At 72.0% G+C, this 14,023-nt stretch carries 12 protein-coding genes; 8 read left to right on the top strand and 4 right to left on the bottom strand.

The features are described 5' to 3' along the window. Window positions 1-75: 75 nt before the first annotated feature. The 3 genes from H299_RS35550 (at window position 76) to H299_RS37695 (ending at window position 4,069) form a co-directional block, all read left to right on the top strand. On the top strand, window positions 76-3,276 hold the full coding sequence (locus H299_RS35550; protein WP_051262723.1) for a glycoside hydrolase family 38 N-terminal domain-containing protein: 3,201 nt from the start codon (window positions 76-78) through the stop codon (window positions 3,274-3,276). 251 nt (window positions 3,277-3,527) lie between these two features. Further along, window positions 3,528-3,728 (top strand): NAD(P)-dependent oxidoreductase, encoded by a 201-nt coding sequence (locus H299_RS37690; protein ID WP_027750173.1) that lies wholly within the window; start codon window positions 3,528-3,530, stop codon window positions 3,726-3,728. A 137-nt stretch (window positions 3,729-3,865) separates the two neighbouring features. Continuing rightward, window positions 3,866-4,069 (top strand): hypothetical protein, encoded by a 204-nt coding sequence (locus H299_RS37695; protein WP_027750174.1) that lies wholly within the window; start codon window positions 3,866-3,868, stop codon window positions 4,067-4,069. 277 nt (window positions 4,070-4,346) lie between these two features. Here H299_RS37695 and H299_RS0122060 read toward each other — a convergent pair whose 3' ends face one another. Together H299_RS0122060 and H299_RS0122065 are read right to left on the bottom strand one after the other, a co-directional pair. Beyond that, window positions 4,347-5,768, bottom strand: coding sequence for a sensor histidine kinase (locus tag H299_RS0122060; RefSeq protein ID WP_027750175.1), 1,422 nt, complete (start codon window positions 5,766-5,768; stop codon window positions 4,347-4,349). 21 nt (window positions 5,769-5,789) lie between these two features. Then, entirely contained in the window at window positions 5,790-6,503 is a 714-nt protein-coding gene (locus tag H299_RS0122065) for a response regulator transcription factor (protein WP_027750176.1), read from the bottom strand. Window positions 6,504-6,797: 294 nt separating this feature from the next. Between H299_RS0122065 and H299_RS0122070 the strand changes: the two genes are divergently transcribed. From H299_RS0122070 to H299_RS0122090, 5 genes are all read left to right on the top strand, one after another. After that, complete coding sequence (locus H299_RS0122070) at window positions 6,798-7,583, top strand: amino acid ABC transporter ATP-binding protein (RefSeq protein ID WP_027750177.1); 786 nt, start codon at window positions 6,798-6,800, stop codon at window positions 7,581-7,583. Between the two features lie 49 nt (window positions 7,584-7,632). Beyond that, window positions 7,633-8,460 carry a glutamate ABC transporter substrate-binding protein gene (locus H299_RS0122075; RefSeq protein ID WP_027750178.1) on the top strand — a complete coding sequence of 276 codons (828 nt, stop codon included), beginning with the start codon at window positions 7,633-7,635 and terminating at the stop codon, window positions 8,458-8,460. Window positions 8,461-8,551: 91 nt separating this feature from the next. After that, window positions 8,552-9,220, top strand: a complete 669-nt coding sequence (locus tag H299_RS0122080) for an amino acid ABC transporter permease (protein WP_027750179.1) — start codon at window positions 8,552-8,554, stop codon at window positions 9,218-9,220. Beyond that, on the top strand, window positions 9,217-10,113 hold the full coding sequence (locus H299_RS0122085; RefSeq protein WP_027750180.1) for an amino acid ABC transporter permease: 897 nt from the start codon (window positions 9,217-9,219) through the stop codon (window positions 10,111-10,113). The genes H299_RS0122080 and H299_RS0122085 overlap by 4 nt, the downstream gene beginning before the upstream one ends. A 149-nt stretch (window positions 10,114-10,262) precedes the next feature. Then, complete coding sequence (locus tag H299_RS0122090) at window positions 10,263-11,864, top strand: FAD-dependent monooxygenase (protein ID WP_027750181.1); 1,602 nt, start codon at window positions 10,263-10,265, stop codon at window positions 11,862-11,864. Window positions 11,865-12,097: 233 nt separating this feature from the next. Here the strand turns inward: H299_RS0122090 and recX are convergent, their stop codons facing one another. Both recX and recA read right to left on the bottom strand, forming a co-directional pair. Continuing rightward, entirely contained in the window at window positions 12,098-12,733 is a 636-nt protein-coding gene (gene recX, locus H299_RS0122095) for a recombination regulator RecX (protein ID WP_027750182.1), read from the bottom strand. A 3-nt stretch (window positions 12,734-12,736) separates the two neighbouring features. Beyond that, on the bottom strand, window positions 12,737-13,918 hold the full coding sequence (gene recA, locus H299_RS0122100; RefSeq protein ID WP_027750183.1) for a recombinase RecA: 1,182 nt from the start codon (window positions 13,916-13,918) through the stop codon (window positions 12,737-12,739). Window positions 13,919-14,023: the final 105 nt, after the last annotated feature.

Raw genomic sequence — 14,023 nt, forward strand, 5'->3', positions numbered from 1 at the left:
CTCGGGAGCGTTCCCGGCCACCGGGCGGGCCGTCCCCCTTCCGGTCCCCGTCGCCTCACCGTAGGAGCCGCCGAGATGCACGACGACCGCAGCATTGTCGAAGCCCGACTGCGCCGCGTCCTGGACGAGCGGGTGCGTCCCGCGGTGCACGGTTCCCCGCTGCCGCTGACCGTGCGGCGCTGGGACGCGCCCGGCGAGCCGGTGCCCGTCGCCGAGGGGCTCGCCGCCCCGTACGCCGCGGCGGCCGCCGGGCAGGAGTGGGGTCCGGCGTGGGGGACGACCTGGTTCCACGTCACCGGGCGGGTGCCCGCCTCGTGGGCGGGCCGGACGGTGGAGGCGGTCCTCGATCTGGGCTTCGACCTCGACATGCCGGGCTTCCAGTGCGAGGGGCTGGTCCATCGCGCCGACGGCACGGTGGTCAAGGCGCTCAACCCGCGCAACTCCTGGGTGCGGCTGGGTGCCCCGGCCGCCGGGGGCGAGGAGGTGGAGCTGTACGTGGAGGCGGCGGCCAACCCGGTGCTCAACTTCCCGCAGACGCCCACCTGGGAGGGCGACCGGCTCACGGCCGGGGACCGGCCCCTCTACCGGCTGCGCCGCATGGACCTCGCGGTGTTCGAGACACAGGTGTGGGAACTGGTACAGGACCTGGAGGTCACCGGTGACCTGATGCGCGCGCTGCCGCTGGAGGACGCGCGCCGCTGGGAACTGCTGCGGGCCGTCGAACGCGCGCTGGACGCGCTCGACCTGGGCGACGTACCGGGCTCCGCCGCGTCCGCCCGAGCCTGCCTGGCCGAGGTGCTGGCCACCCCCGCGCGCGCCTCCGCGCACCGGATCAGCGCGGTGGGGCACGCCCACATCGACTCCGCCTGGCTGTGGCCGCTGCGGGAGACGGTGCGCAAGGTGGCCCGTACGACCGCCAACGTGGTGGCCCTGATGGACGAGCACCCGGAGTTCGTCTTCGCCATGTCGCAGGCGCAGCAGCTCGCCTGGCTCAAGGAGCACCGGCCCGAGCTGTATGCCAGGGTGCGGCAGAAGGTGGCGGACGGGCGGTTCGTGCCGGTCGGCGGCATGTGGGTGGAGTCGGACACCAACATGGTCGGCGGCGAGGCCATGGCCCGGCAGTTCCTGTACGGCAAGAAGTTCTTCCTGGAGGAGTTCGGCATCGACACCGAGGAGGTGTGGCTGCCGGACTCCTTCGGTTACACCGCCGCCATGCCGCAGCTGGTGAAGCTGGCGGGCGCCCGGTGGTTCCTCACCCAGAAGATCTCCTGGAGCCAGACGAACAAGTTCCCCCATCACACCTTCTGGTGGGAGGGCATCGACGGCACCCGGGTCTTCACGCACTTCCCGCCCGTCGACACCTACAACGCGACCCTCAGCGGGGAGGAGCTGGCCCACGCGGCCCGCAACTACCGGGAGAAGGGCGGCGGCTCGCGCTCGCTGGCGCCGTTCGGGCACGGCGACGGCGGCGGCGGGCCGACCCGCGAGATGCTGGCGCGGGCGCGGCGGCTGCGCGCCCTGGAGGGTTCGCCGCGGGTGATGGTGGAACGCCCCGGCGCCTTCTTCGAGGCGGCGCACGCCGAGTATCCGGACGCGCCGGTGTGGGCGGGCGAGCTGTACCTGGAACTGCACCGCGGCACCTACACCTCGCAGGCGAAGACGAAGCAGGGCAACCGGCACAGCGAGTCGCTGCTGCGCGAGGCGGAGCTGTGGGCGGCCACCGCGGCGGTACGCAGCGCGAACGACGGCGGGCGGCCGTACGGGTATCCGTACGAGCGGCTGGAGCGGCTGTGGAAGACGGTGCTGCTCCACCAGTTCCACGACATCCTGCCGGGCTCCTCGATCGCCTGGGTGCACCGCGAGGCGCGCGAGACCTACGCCCGGGTGCGCACGGAACTGGAGGAGGTCATCGGCACCGCGCAGCGGGCGCTGGCGGGCGGCGGGGACGGCGCAGCCGCCGGGAGCGGCGGCACCGACATGGTGTTCAACGGCGCTCCGCACGCGCGCGGCGGCGTGCCGGCGCACGGGGCGGCGCCCCGTACCCCCGCCGGCGGCCCAGTGACCGCGACGGAGCGGGACGGCGGCGGCTGGGTGCTGGAGAACGGCCTGCTGCGGGTGGGGATCGACGTGCGGGGCCTGGTGGTGTCCGCGTACGACCTCGACGGGGCGCGCGAGGCGGTCGCCCCGGGGCTGGCGGCCAACCTCCTCCAGGTGCACCCGGACTTCCCGAACATGTGGGACGCCTGGGACGTCGACGCCTTCTACCGGCACAACGTGACCGACCTGACGGCCGCCGACGAGGTGTCGCTCAGCGAGAGCACGGGGGGCGCCGGGGACGCGGGGGGCGCCGTCACGGTGCGGGTGGCCCGTGCTTTCGGCCGCTCCAGCGTGGTGCAGCTGCTGACGCTGCGGGCGGGCGCGCGAGCGCTGGAGATCGACACCGAGGTGGACTGGCAGGAGACCGAGAAGTTCCTCAAGGCCGCCTTCCCGCTGGATGTGAAGGCCGACCGGTCGGCCTCCGAGACGCAGTTCGGCCACGTCTTCCGCGCCACGCACACCAACACCTCGTGGGACGCGGCGAAGTTCGAGATCTGTGCGCACCGCTGGGTCCACGTCGAGGAGCCGGGCTGGGGGGTGGCCCTCGTCAACGACTCGACCTACGGGCACGACGTCACGCGCGACGTCCGGGACGACGGCGGCCAGACCACCACCGTGCGGCTCTCCCTGCTGCGCGCGCCGCGCTACCCGGACCCGGAGACCGACCAGGGTGTCCACCGGCTGCGCTACGCCCTGGTGCCGGGCGCCACGGTGGGCGACGCGGTCCGCGAGGGCCACTGGATCAACCTGCCGGAGCGCACCGTACGGGGCACCGGGGCACCGGTGGCGCCACTGGTCGCGGTCAGCGGCGACCAGGTGGTGGTCGAGGCGGTCAAGCTGGCGGAGGACCGCGGCGGCGACGTCGTCGTGCGCCTGTACGAGTCCTGCGGCGGGCGGGCCCGTACGACGGTGACGGCCGGATTCCCCCTGGGGACGGCGGTCGTGACGGACCTGCTGGAACGGCCGCTAACCGGTACCGGGGAGCAGGAGGGCACCGGCGAGCGGCACGGGGACGACGGCGGCCGTGTCGGGTCGGCCGTGGTGCGCGGACCTTCGGCGGACGGGGCTCTGGAGGTCACGCTCCGGCCGTTCCAGATCCTCACGCTGCGGCTGTCGCCCGCGGCCACGCGCCCGGAGAGCGGCGGAGGGACCGGTGGGGGAAGGGCCGAGCCCGGCTGAGCCGGTGGGGTCGTCCGCGCGGGCGGACTGAGCAGCCGTGCTGATGCCGGACACCGCAGCCCGGCGGAAGCCGCCGTTGCGCAGCTCGTGTTCGGCACGGGGCCGCACGCCTGCCCCGCTGCCTGGCTCGCCCGGGCGCAGTCGGACGACCTGCTGGCGGCCCTGGCCCCCTGCCGTCCGGTCGTGGTCCGGGCCCGCGCGGACGCACGGCAGGACGGAGGGGCGACGGACGACGTGACGGGGACGGGTGCATGCGGCACGGCACGGTGAACCCGGCACCGCTCGACGACGCGGCGGGGGCCGTAATGCGCGCGGTGAACGTCGACGGCACCGCCCGGTTGCTGACAGCCGTCGGCGCCCGGCCGCTGGTGTGGACCAGCAGCGCCGGCGCCTACGACCCCCGCACCGGCCGCCGTACGGTGCGCGAGGACTACCCGGTGGCCGGCAGCTGAACGCGTACGGCCGTACGAAGGGGGCGGGTGAGCGCCTCGCGCGGGCGGCCGGTGCCGTGGTGCTCCGCCCCCGCGCCGTGTACGGACGCGGTGATCCACACCTGGTCCCGTGCCTGCCCGCCCGGGTAAGGGCGGGGATGCTGCTGCTGCCAAGGCAGGACGTGCGGCTGAGCCTCACGGCGGTGGAGAACCTCGCCGACGCCGCGCTGGCGGCCACCGGCCGGCCGCCGGGGGCGTACAACGTCGCGGACGGGAGCCTGTACAGACGGGACCGCGCCGCGCGCGCCGTACTGCGCTCCCACGCAGGCGGGCACGCCTGGTGCCCCTGCCCCGCCTCGTAGCACGGGCGGTCGCCCGCGCGGCGGAGGCGTACGTGCGGGGCGCCGGACGGGGCGCCGGACGCGCTCAGCCGCTACGCGGTGGACCAGCGGGCGCGCGGCGTGGTCCTGCACGTGTCGAAGGCGCGGGCCCGGGGCTGGGAACCGCTCCGGAACCTGGCGGACTACACGGCCTGCCGACGCCGCAGGCGCGTCCGCCACCAGCCCGCCCGGCCTACCCGTCCCCCCTTGCCGCCCCGCGCCACCCGGCGGCCCCACCGCGCCGGAGCCCTGAGCACCGTCACGGCACCCCCAGCACTCCCGGCGCCCCAGGCACCGCAGGCTCGCTGCGCGGCAGCGTGAGCGTGACACGCAGCCCGTGCGGCTCGTTCGGGCCGAAGGCGAGCCGCGCACCGCCCGCGCCCAGCAGCGCCCGGGTGATCGACAGCCCGAGGCCCGATCCGGAGACGTTCTGGTGCCGGCTGCTGCGCCAGAAGCGGTCGCCGACGCGCGAGAGCTCATCCTCGGTCAGCCCCGGCCCGCCGTCGGCGACCTCGACCGTGGCCTCCTCACCCTGGGCGGCCACGGCGACGGTGACCGCCTCACCGGCGGGGGTGAACTTGACGGCGTTGTCGACGACCGCATCCAGCGCGCTGGAGACGGCGACCGGATCGACCCACCCCGTCACCGCGGGCGGCCCCGTGTACTCCAGTGCCACCCCCGCGCGCTCCGCGACCGGCCCCCAGGCCGCCACCCGCTCGATGGCGAGCGCTGCGATGTCCGTGAGCCGCAGATCGGCCGCGCTGTGCTCGGCCAGCGCGAGGTCCAGCAGGTCGTCCAGCACCTGGGCCAGCCGCTTCCCCTCGGCCCGTACGGAGGCGACCTCCGCGCTGTCCTCCGGGAGTTCGAGCCCCAGCAGCTCGATGCGCAGGAGCAGCGCGGCGAGCGGATTGCGCAGCTGGTGTGAGGCGTCGGCGACGAACGCGCGCTGCTGTTCCAGCACCTCCTCCACATGGTCGGCCATCTCGTTGAAGGAGCGTGCGAGCCGCCGCAGCTCCGGCGGCCCTCCCGAGGCGGCCACCCGGGACTTCAGCTCGCCGGTGGCGATCTCGTGCGTGGCACGGTCCAGCGTGCGCACCGGGCGCAGCACCCAGCGGGTCAGCAGCAGGGCCGCGGCGACGGCGAGCAGCATCGCGGCGCCCTCGCCCGCGGCGAGCGGCAGCCAGCCCTGGAGGATGCGGGAGCGCAGCGCGCCGGTGGGCGAGTCGGTGAAGACGACGGCGGCCACGTCGCCGTCCCGGATGACCGGTGAGGCGACCGCGATCCGGCCGCGCTGCCAGGGCCACACCTGTGCCGGGTCGTGGCTGCGCCGTCCGGCGAGCGCCTCCTGGAACGTCTTCGCGCCCGCGCCCGCGGGAGGTATGCGCCAGCCCTCCGGGGCGATGGCCATCGCCTGGCCATCGCGGTAGAAGACGCCCACCCGGACACCGTACAGATCGTGGTAGCGGCGCAGTTCGCGGCGGAGCGTGCTGAGGCGCTCGCCCTGCTCGGTGCGTGCCGTAACGAACTGGGCGAGCGAGGCGAAGCGCGCCGTGTCGTCGATCCTGTCGACCACGACCCGTTGCTGCTCGGCGGCGGCCAGGCTCGCGGCGAGCGGGAATCCGAGCGCGAGCAGCACCCCGGCGAACAGCAGGATCAGCAGCGGCAGGAGTCGGGAGCGCACCTCGGGCGACCAGCGCCGCGGCTACGGGGCCGGCGCGACGAGGCGGTAGCCGACGCCGCGTACGGTCTCGATGAGCGTGGCGAGTCCGATTTTGGCGCGGAGCGAGGCCACATGGACCTCAAGGGTGCGCCCGGTGCCCTCCCAGCTCGTGCGCCAGACCTCGCTGATGATCTGCTCCCGCCGGAAGACGACACCGGGCCGCTGCGCGAGCAGTGCCAGCAGGTCGAACTCCTTGCGGGTCAGCGCCACCGGCCGGCCGCCCACGCTCACCTGCCGGGTGGGCAGCTCGACGGCGAGGGCGCCCAGCCGCAGGGTGTCCCCGGCCGCCACGCCGCCGGCGCTCTCCTCGGCGGCGTGCTCCTCGGCGGTGCTGCGGCGGCTGACCGCGTGGATGCGGGCGAGCAGCTCCCCGGTGTCGTACGGCTTGACGACGTAGTCGTCGGCCCCCAGGTTGAGGCCGTGGATGCGCGACCGGACGTCGGCACGCGCGGTCACCATGATCACGGGGGTGGCGGTCATCCGGCGGATGCGCCCGCAGATCTCGAAGCCGTCCTGCCCCGGCAGCCCCAGGTCGAGCAGCACGACGCCGAAGGGCGGCGCCCCGTCGCCCGGCAGCAGCCGCTTGAGGGCGGTCTCGCCGTCGTGCGCGTGGACGACGGTGAAACCGTGGCGGGCCAGTACGGCGGAGAGCGCCGCGGCGACGTGGTCGTCGTCCTCGACCAGCAGCAGCCTCATACGGAGCCCTCCCTTCCCGTCTTTCGGACCGGCCGTCCGCTGTGTACGGTCCGTCGTGTACAGCCTGGCCTGTGCATCCACGCGGATGGGCGCAGACGAGTCAAGACCTCATGGTCACCCACCGGTATCCGTTATGCAGCCGGTACGCCTCCGACATGCCGCCCCCTGCCCGCTTCACCGAGTGTGCCGGGCTGCTACCGGATCGTTATGCTCAATTTCCCCTCAGATGTGATGACGCTGGTGGCGACGGCTCACTAAGGTCCTCGCAACCGACGAGGACGGAGCTACAGGCCGATGAGCAAAGTATCGGTGACCAAGGACGCCCCACCGCCGGGATCGGCTCCGAGCGGCCTGGTCGTCCTGGACAACGTGAACAAGCACTTCGGTGCGCTGCATGTCCTCCAGGACATCGACCTGACCATCGCGCGCGGGGAAGTTGTCGTCGTCATCGGGCCCTCCGGGTCCGGCAAGTCCACGCTGTGCCGCACCATCAACCGGCTGGAGCCCATCGACTCCGGGTACATCGCCGTCGACGGCAAGCCGCTGCCCGAGGAGGGCAAGGAGCTGGCGAAGCTGCGTGCGGACGTCGGCATGGTGTTCCAGTCGTTCAACCTCTTCGCGCACAAGACGGTGCTGCAGAACGTCACGCTCGGCCAGCTCAAGGTCCGCAAGACCGACAAGCAGGCAGCGGACGCGAACGCGCGCAAGCTGCTCGACCGCGTCGGCGTCGGCAACCAGGCCGACAAGTACCCGGCGCAGCTCTCGGGCGGCCAGCAGCAGCGGGTGGCCATCGCCCGCGCGCTGGCCATGGACCCCAAGGTGATGCTGTTCGACGAGCCGACCTCGGCGCTCGACCCCGAGATGATCAATGAGGTCCTCGAGGTCATGCAGCAGCTCGCGCGGGACGGCATGACCATGGTCGTCGTCACCCACGAGATGGGGTTCGCCCGGTCCGCCGCCAATCGGGTGGTCTTCATGGCGGACGGCCGGATTGTCGAGGAAGCTACGCCGGACCAGTTCTTCAGCAATCCGCGCAGTGACCGTGCGAAGGACTTCCTGTCGAAGATCCTGCACCACTGAGCGCCCGGCTCCAGGACCACGTACCAAACCGATCGTAGGGATGCGCATCATGAACTTCCGCAAGGCCAGCATGGCGGCCGCCGCCACTCTCGCCCTCTCGCTCGCCGCGACCGCGTGCGGAGGCAGCGACAGCGGTGACGACGAGGGTCTCACCATCGGCATCAAGTACGACCAGCCGGGGCTGGGCCTGAAGACCCCCGACGGCAAGTACGAGGGCTTCGACGTCGACGTCGCCCGGTACATCGCCAAGGAGATGGGGGTGAAGGAAGACGACATCACCTGGAAGGAAGCTCCCAGCGCCGACCGCGAGAACCTGATCTCCAACGGTGACGTGGACTTCATCGCCGCCACCTACTCCATCACGCCGGAGCGCAAGGAGAAGGTCAGCTTCGCCGGCCCGTACCTGATGGCGCACCAGGACCTGCTCGTCCGCAAGGACGACAACTCGATCAGCACCGAGAAGGACCTCAACACCAGCGACCTGAAGCTGTGTTCGGTCACCGGCTCCACCTCGGCGCAGAACGTCAAGAAGGACTTCGCGCCGAAGTCGGACCTCCAGGAGTACGGCGGGTACTCGGAGTGCCTGACCGGCCTGGAGAACAAGGCCGTTGACGCGCTGACCACGGACGACTCCATCCTGGCCGGCTACGCCTCGCAGAAGGAGCACCAGGGCAAGTTCAAGCTGACCGGCCTCAGCCTCAGCGACGAGCCCTACGGCGTCGGCATCAAGAAGGGCGACACCAAGCTCCAGAAGGAGATCAACGACGCCATCACCAAGATGGTCGAGGACGGTTCCTGGAAGAAGGCGGCCGAGAAGCACTTCGGCCCCGCCGACTACAAGTACGACGACGCTCCGAAGATCACCGAGACCAGCTGACATCTGCTGACAGCTGAGGGCAGGGTGGCGCGCCGTCTGAGGCAGGCGGCGCGCCACGCCATCCGACGAAGAAGCGAGAGCGCGGGAGAGAGTGTTCGACTTTCTTGATCAGTACGACTTGTGGGACGCCTTCTGGGTGACGATCAAACTCACCCTCTACTCAGCGATAGGTTCGCTGATCTGGGGCACCGTCCTGGCGGCCATGCGCGTCAGTCCGGTCCCGGTGATGCGCGCCTTCGGAACCACCTACATCAACACCGTGCGGAACACTCCGCTGACGGTCATCATCGTGGCCACCTCCCTGGGGCTGTACCAGACCATGGGGATCGAACTGGGGGGCGGTGACTCGAAGGAGATCGGTTTCAGGCTGGCGGTGCTCGGCCTGATCGCCTATCACGCCTGCTTCGTCTGCGAGTCGCTGCGCTCGGGCATCAACACGGTGCCGGTCGGCCAGGCCGAGGCGGCACGGGCGCTGGGGCTGAGCTTCTTCCAGGTGCTCACCCTGATCGTGCTGCCGCAGGCGTTCCGTTCGGTCGTCGCGCCGCTGGCCAACGTGCTGATCGCGCTGACGAAGAACACCACCGTGGCCGCGGCCATCGGGGTCAGCGAGGCGGCGGCACTGATGCAGACCATGGTCGAGAATGAGAGCGACGTGATCTTCCTCGTCTTCGCCGTGTTCGCCTTCGGCTTCATCGTCCTCACCCTTCCGGCCGGGCTGCTGCTCGGCTGGGTCAGCAAGCGCGTGGCGGTGAAGCGATGAGCGACCTCTCCGTTCTCTACGACGCGCCCGGTCCCCGTGCCAAAGTCCGCAACTGGCTCTACACCGCCCTCTTCGTCGCCGTCTTCGGACTGGTCCTGTGGTGGGTGCTGTCCGCGATGGCGGACAAGGACCAGCTGACCGCGGACAAGTGGCGCCCGTTCGTCGACGACTCACGGGTGTGGACCACCTATCTGCTGCCCGGTCTGGTGGAGACGCTCAAGGCGGCGGCGCTGTCCATCGTCATCGCGCTCCCGCTGGGCGCCGTGCTGGGCATAGGGCGCCTCTCCGACCACCGCTGGGTGAGCGTCCCCGCCGGTGCCGTCGTGGAGTTCTTCCGCTCCATCCCCGTGCTGCTGATGATGGTCTTCGCCAACCAGCTGTACGCGCAGAACACCGATCTCGACCCGGAGATCCGCCCGCTGTACGCCGTGGTGACCGGGCTCGTGCTCTACAACGCCTCCGTGATCGCCGAGATCGTACGGGCGGGCATCCTCTCGCTGCCGCTGGGCCAGTCGGACGCGGCGAAGGCGATCGGCATGCGCAAGTGGCAGATCATGTGCTTCGTGCTGCTGCCGCAGGCGGTCACGGCGATGCTGCCCGCACTGGTGAGCCAGCTCGTCGTGATCGTGAAGGACACGGCGCTGGGCGGCGCGATGCTGGGCTTCGGCGAGCTCCTCAACCAGCACCGCGAGATCACCGCCAACTACGGGGCGAACACCATCGCCACGTTCACCGTGATCGCGGTGATCTTCATCCTCCTGAACCTGCTGCTGACCACCTTCGCCAGTTGGCTGGAGGGCTTCATCCGGCGCGGGAAGAAGTCCACCGGTGCGGTGGTCCACGCCGGGGCGACCGAGGATCTCGGGTTCGAGGAGCCACTGGGCAAGCGCTGAGCAACACCTGTCGTACGCTGCCCGTTCGCCCGTCGCTTGACGGGGGGACGGGCAGTGGGTTGCATACGAGCTGTGATCGCGTACCGGGCTTGTTCCGCACCAACTTCCAGCTCTCGTAGGGACCATGCGAAGTGCGAGGTCCCCCTGTCGTGGACCCGGTGATCATCGTCGGTGCGGGTCCCGTCGGCCTGGCACTGGCGCTGGCGCTTGCACGCCATTCCGTACCCTCCGTCGTACTGGACGGCCAGGACGGCACGGTCGTGCGGCGTGCGGCGCGTACCTGCGTGCTGCGCCCGGAGACGGCGGCGGCGCTGCCCCCGGTGGACGGCGTACGGTGGCGCGGCTGGCGCACCCAGCGGCGGCACCAGCCCGTGCAGCGGCTGGAGCTGGACGCGGAGACCTCGCCGTTCCACGTCACGCAGCACGAACTGGTCCGCGGGCTGCGCGCCGCCCTCGCGGACGAGAAGCTGGTCCGCCTGGCCGCCTGCAGCCACCTGGACCAGCTGGAACAGGACAGGGACGGCGTCAGCGCGCACACCCGAGGCGCCGCGGGTACCTGGTGGCGGGGCAGCTACCTGGTGGGCTGCGACGGCGCGCGGTCCACGGTGCGCAAACTGCTCAAGGTGCGCTTCGCCGGGCGGACCGCCGTGGAACGGCACGCGGTCGCCGCCGTACGCACGCGGCTGCCCTGGCCGGAGGAGGCGCTGCTGCACCGCGCTCCGGGGGGACGGAGGGCGGAGGAGGTGACGGCACGGCCGCTGCCGCGCGGCATATGGCGCCTGGACTGGCTGCTGCCTCCCCGCGGCGAGCAGGTCACTCCCGAGCAGTTGCGCGCACGCGTCCACGACACGCTCAAGGAGTGGTACCGGGCCGGCGGCGACGGCGCCGCGCCTCCCTCCTACGAACTCCTGGACACGGGAGTGCACCTCTCCCACCAGCGGCTCGCACGGCGCTGGCGGCTGGGGCGCGCCTTCCTGGCGGGCGACGCAGCCCATCTGGTCGGCGCCCTGGGGCTGCAGGCCACCGACGAAGGGCTCCAGGACACGGCGAACCTCGCCTGGAAGCTGGCGCTGGCCTGGCATCACGGGCACGACGCCGCCGGGGCGCTGCTGGACAGCTACGAGGCGGAACGCCGCACCGCGCTCGGGTCCCGGCTGCGCGCCGTCGATCAGGCACTTCCGCTGGTACGGCGCGAGGGCGGGGTGCGCGCGCTGCTGCCGGGCGGCGGAGCTCGGGCTCCGCTGGCGCTGCTGACGGACGGGCACCTGGGGCGGGGGCTGCTGGGGGCGCCGCCCGCCTACGAGCGCTCGCCGCTGACCCCGCCGCGCGGTGGCGTGACCACGGTGCCCGTGGGAACCGCGCCGGGTGCGGCCGTGCGGGACGTGCCGGTGACCGCGCTGGACGGGACACGCGGTCGCCTACGGGAGCGGCTGGGCGGCGTCGGCGGCGAACTGCTGGTGCTGCTGGTCGCGCCCGGCACCGGAATCTGGGACAGCCGCCACTGGCTGTCGGCCGGGCTCATGCCCACGCTCGCCGCGGCCGTGGAGACGCTGCCGCTGCGCACGGAGCTGCTGGTCGCCGAGGGCTACCCGGGGGCGGCGGCCCACACCGTACTGGTCATCCGGCCGGACGGGTGCCTGGTGGCCGCGCTGCCGGGGCTGCGGCCCAAGGAGCTGCGGCTGTGCGCGGAGAGCGTGCGTGGCGGGACCGCGGAACAGGCGGGCCCGGCACGCCGGGCGCCCCGGGACTGACCGTGGGGCCCGTACTGCCTGAGCCGTCTTGAGGCAGTTCGGGCCCAGGCACCCGGCACTCGGCTCCGGTCCCTCGGGGGGGGGCGCCCGTGGCGTCGAGCACCAGGCCGCGGGCACCCGGGCACCCGGGCACCTGAGCTTGTGTGCTGGTGCCACGGCGCTGGGGTGCCACAGTGCCGTGCCGTGCTGTGCTTGTGCTCTGCTGTCACGGCGCCGTGGCGACGGCTTCGGGCTCAGCTGTCCGGAAGGTACTCCTCCAGCAGTTCCGGGTCCTCGCCCTCCTCCTCCAGCGCCTGCCGGACGACCCGGAGGGCGAGTCCCTCGGAGTACCCTTTGCGGGCCAGCATCCCGGCCAGCCTGCGGAGCCGCCGGTCCCGGTCCAGCCCTCGGGTGGTACGCAGCTTCCGCTCCACCAGCGCCCGTGCCGTCTCCGCCTCGCGCTCGGCGTCGAGCTGACCGACCGCCTGGTCGATGACCTCGGACTCCACGCCCTTGGTCCGCAGTTCGCGAGCGAGCGCACGGCGGGCGAGTCCCCGACTGTGGTGGCGGGACTCCACCCAGGCGTCGGCGAAGGCCGCGTCGTCGATCAGCCCGACGTCCTGGAAGCGGGCCAGCACCTCCTCCGCGACATCCGCCGGTATATCCCGCTTGGCCAGCGCATCCGCGAGCTGCTGCCGGGTGCGCGGGGTCCCGGTGAGCAGCCGCAAGCAGATCGCCCGGGCCCGCTCAGCCGGGTCCGCTTCCCGGTCCGCTTCTCTCGGCTTGCGCGGTGGTCCGGCCGCGGCCCTCGACGAGGCCGGACCACCGCCGTCTTCGCGCTCCCTGCCGGGCAGGTCTTCCTCTCCCGGCCAGTCGCTGCGGCGGGTCATGCGCTAGCTCTTGGCGGCGGTGGCCCTGGCGGTCTTGGCCTTCGCCGCCGGTGCGGGCACCGTCTTCGCCTCCGGTGTCTTCGCCTCCGCTGTCTTCGAGTCCGGCGTCTTCGCCTCGGCCGCCTTCGCGTCCGCTCCCTTGGCTGCCGCCTTGGCGTCCGGCGCGGGCTCGGCGTCGGGCGCCGCCGGCTTGACGCCGATACCCAGCTTGTCCTTGATCTTCTTCTCGATCTCGTTGGCGAGGTCAGGGTTGTCCCGGAGGAAGTTGCGGGAGTTCTCCTTGCCCTGCCCCAGCTGGTCGCCCTCGTAGGTGTACCAGGCGCCGGACTTGCGGATGAAGCCGTGCTCGACGCCCATGTCGATCAGACCGCCCTCGCGGCTGATGCCCTGGCCGTAGAGGATGTCGAACTCGGCCTGCTTGAAGGGCGGCGCGACCTTGTTCTTGACGACCTTGACGCGGGTGCGGTTGCCGACCGCCTCCGTGCCGTCCTTGAGCGTCTCGATACGGCGGATGTCGAGCCGCACCGAGGCGTAGAACTTGAGCGCCTTGCCACCGGTCGTGGTCTCCGGGGAGCCGAACATCACTCCGATCTTCTCCCGGAGCTGGTTGATGAAGATCGCGGTGGTCTTGGAGTAGCTGAGCGCCCCGGCGATCTTCCGCAGCGCCTGGCTCATCAGCCGGGCCTGCAGGCCGACGTGGGAGTCGCCCATCTCGCCCTCGATCTCCGCGCGCGGCACCAGGGCGGCGACGGAGTCGATGACGATCAGGTCCAGGGCCCCGGAGCGGACCAGCATGTCGACGATCTCGAGCGCCTGCTCGCCGCTGTCCGGCTGGGAGAGGATCAGCGAGTCCACGTCCACGCCGAGGTTCCGCGCGTACTCGGGGTCGAGCGCGTGCTCGGCGTCCACGAAGGCGACCGTGCCGCCGCGCCGCTGCGCGTTGGCCACCGCGTGCAGCGTGAGGGTCGTCTTGCCGGAGGACTCCGGCCCGAACACCTCCACCACACGGCCACGCGGCAGCCCACCGACACCGAGCGCCACGTCGAGCGCGGTCGAGCCGGTGGGGATCACCTCGATCGGTTCGTTCGGCCGCTCGCCGAGCCGCATCACGGCGCCCTTGCCGAACTGCCGTTCAATCTGGGCGAGAGCGGCGTCGAGCGCCTTCTCGCGGTCGGTTCCTGCCATGGGTGCCACCCGGTTACTTGCTTGAGTCGATCGCTTCACGTCCAAGACGCTAGCGCCTGCCACTGACAATCGGCCCGGACTTCACTCCGCGGTGCTCCGACCCCT

Source organism: Streptomyces sp. CNH287, from assembly GCF_000424825.1.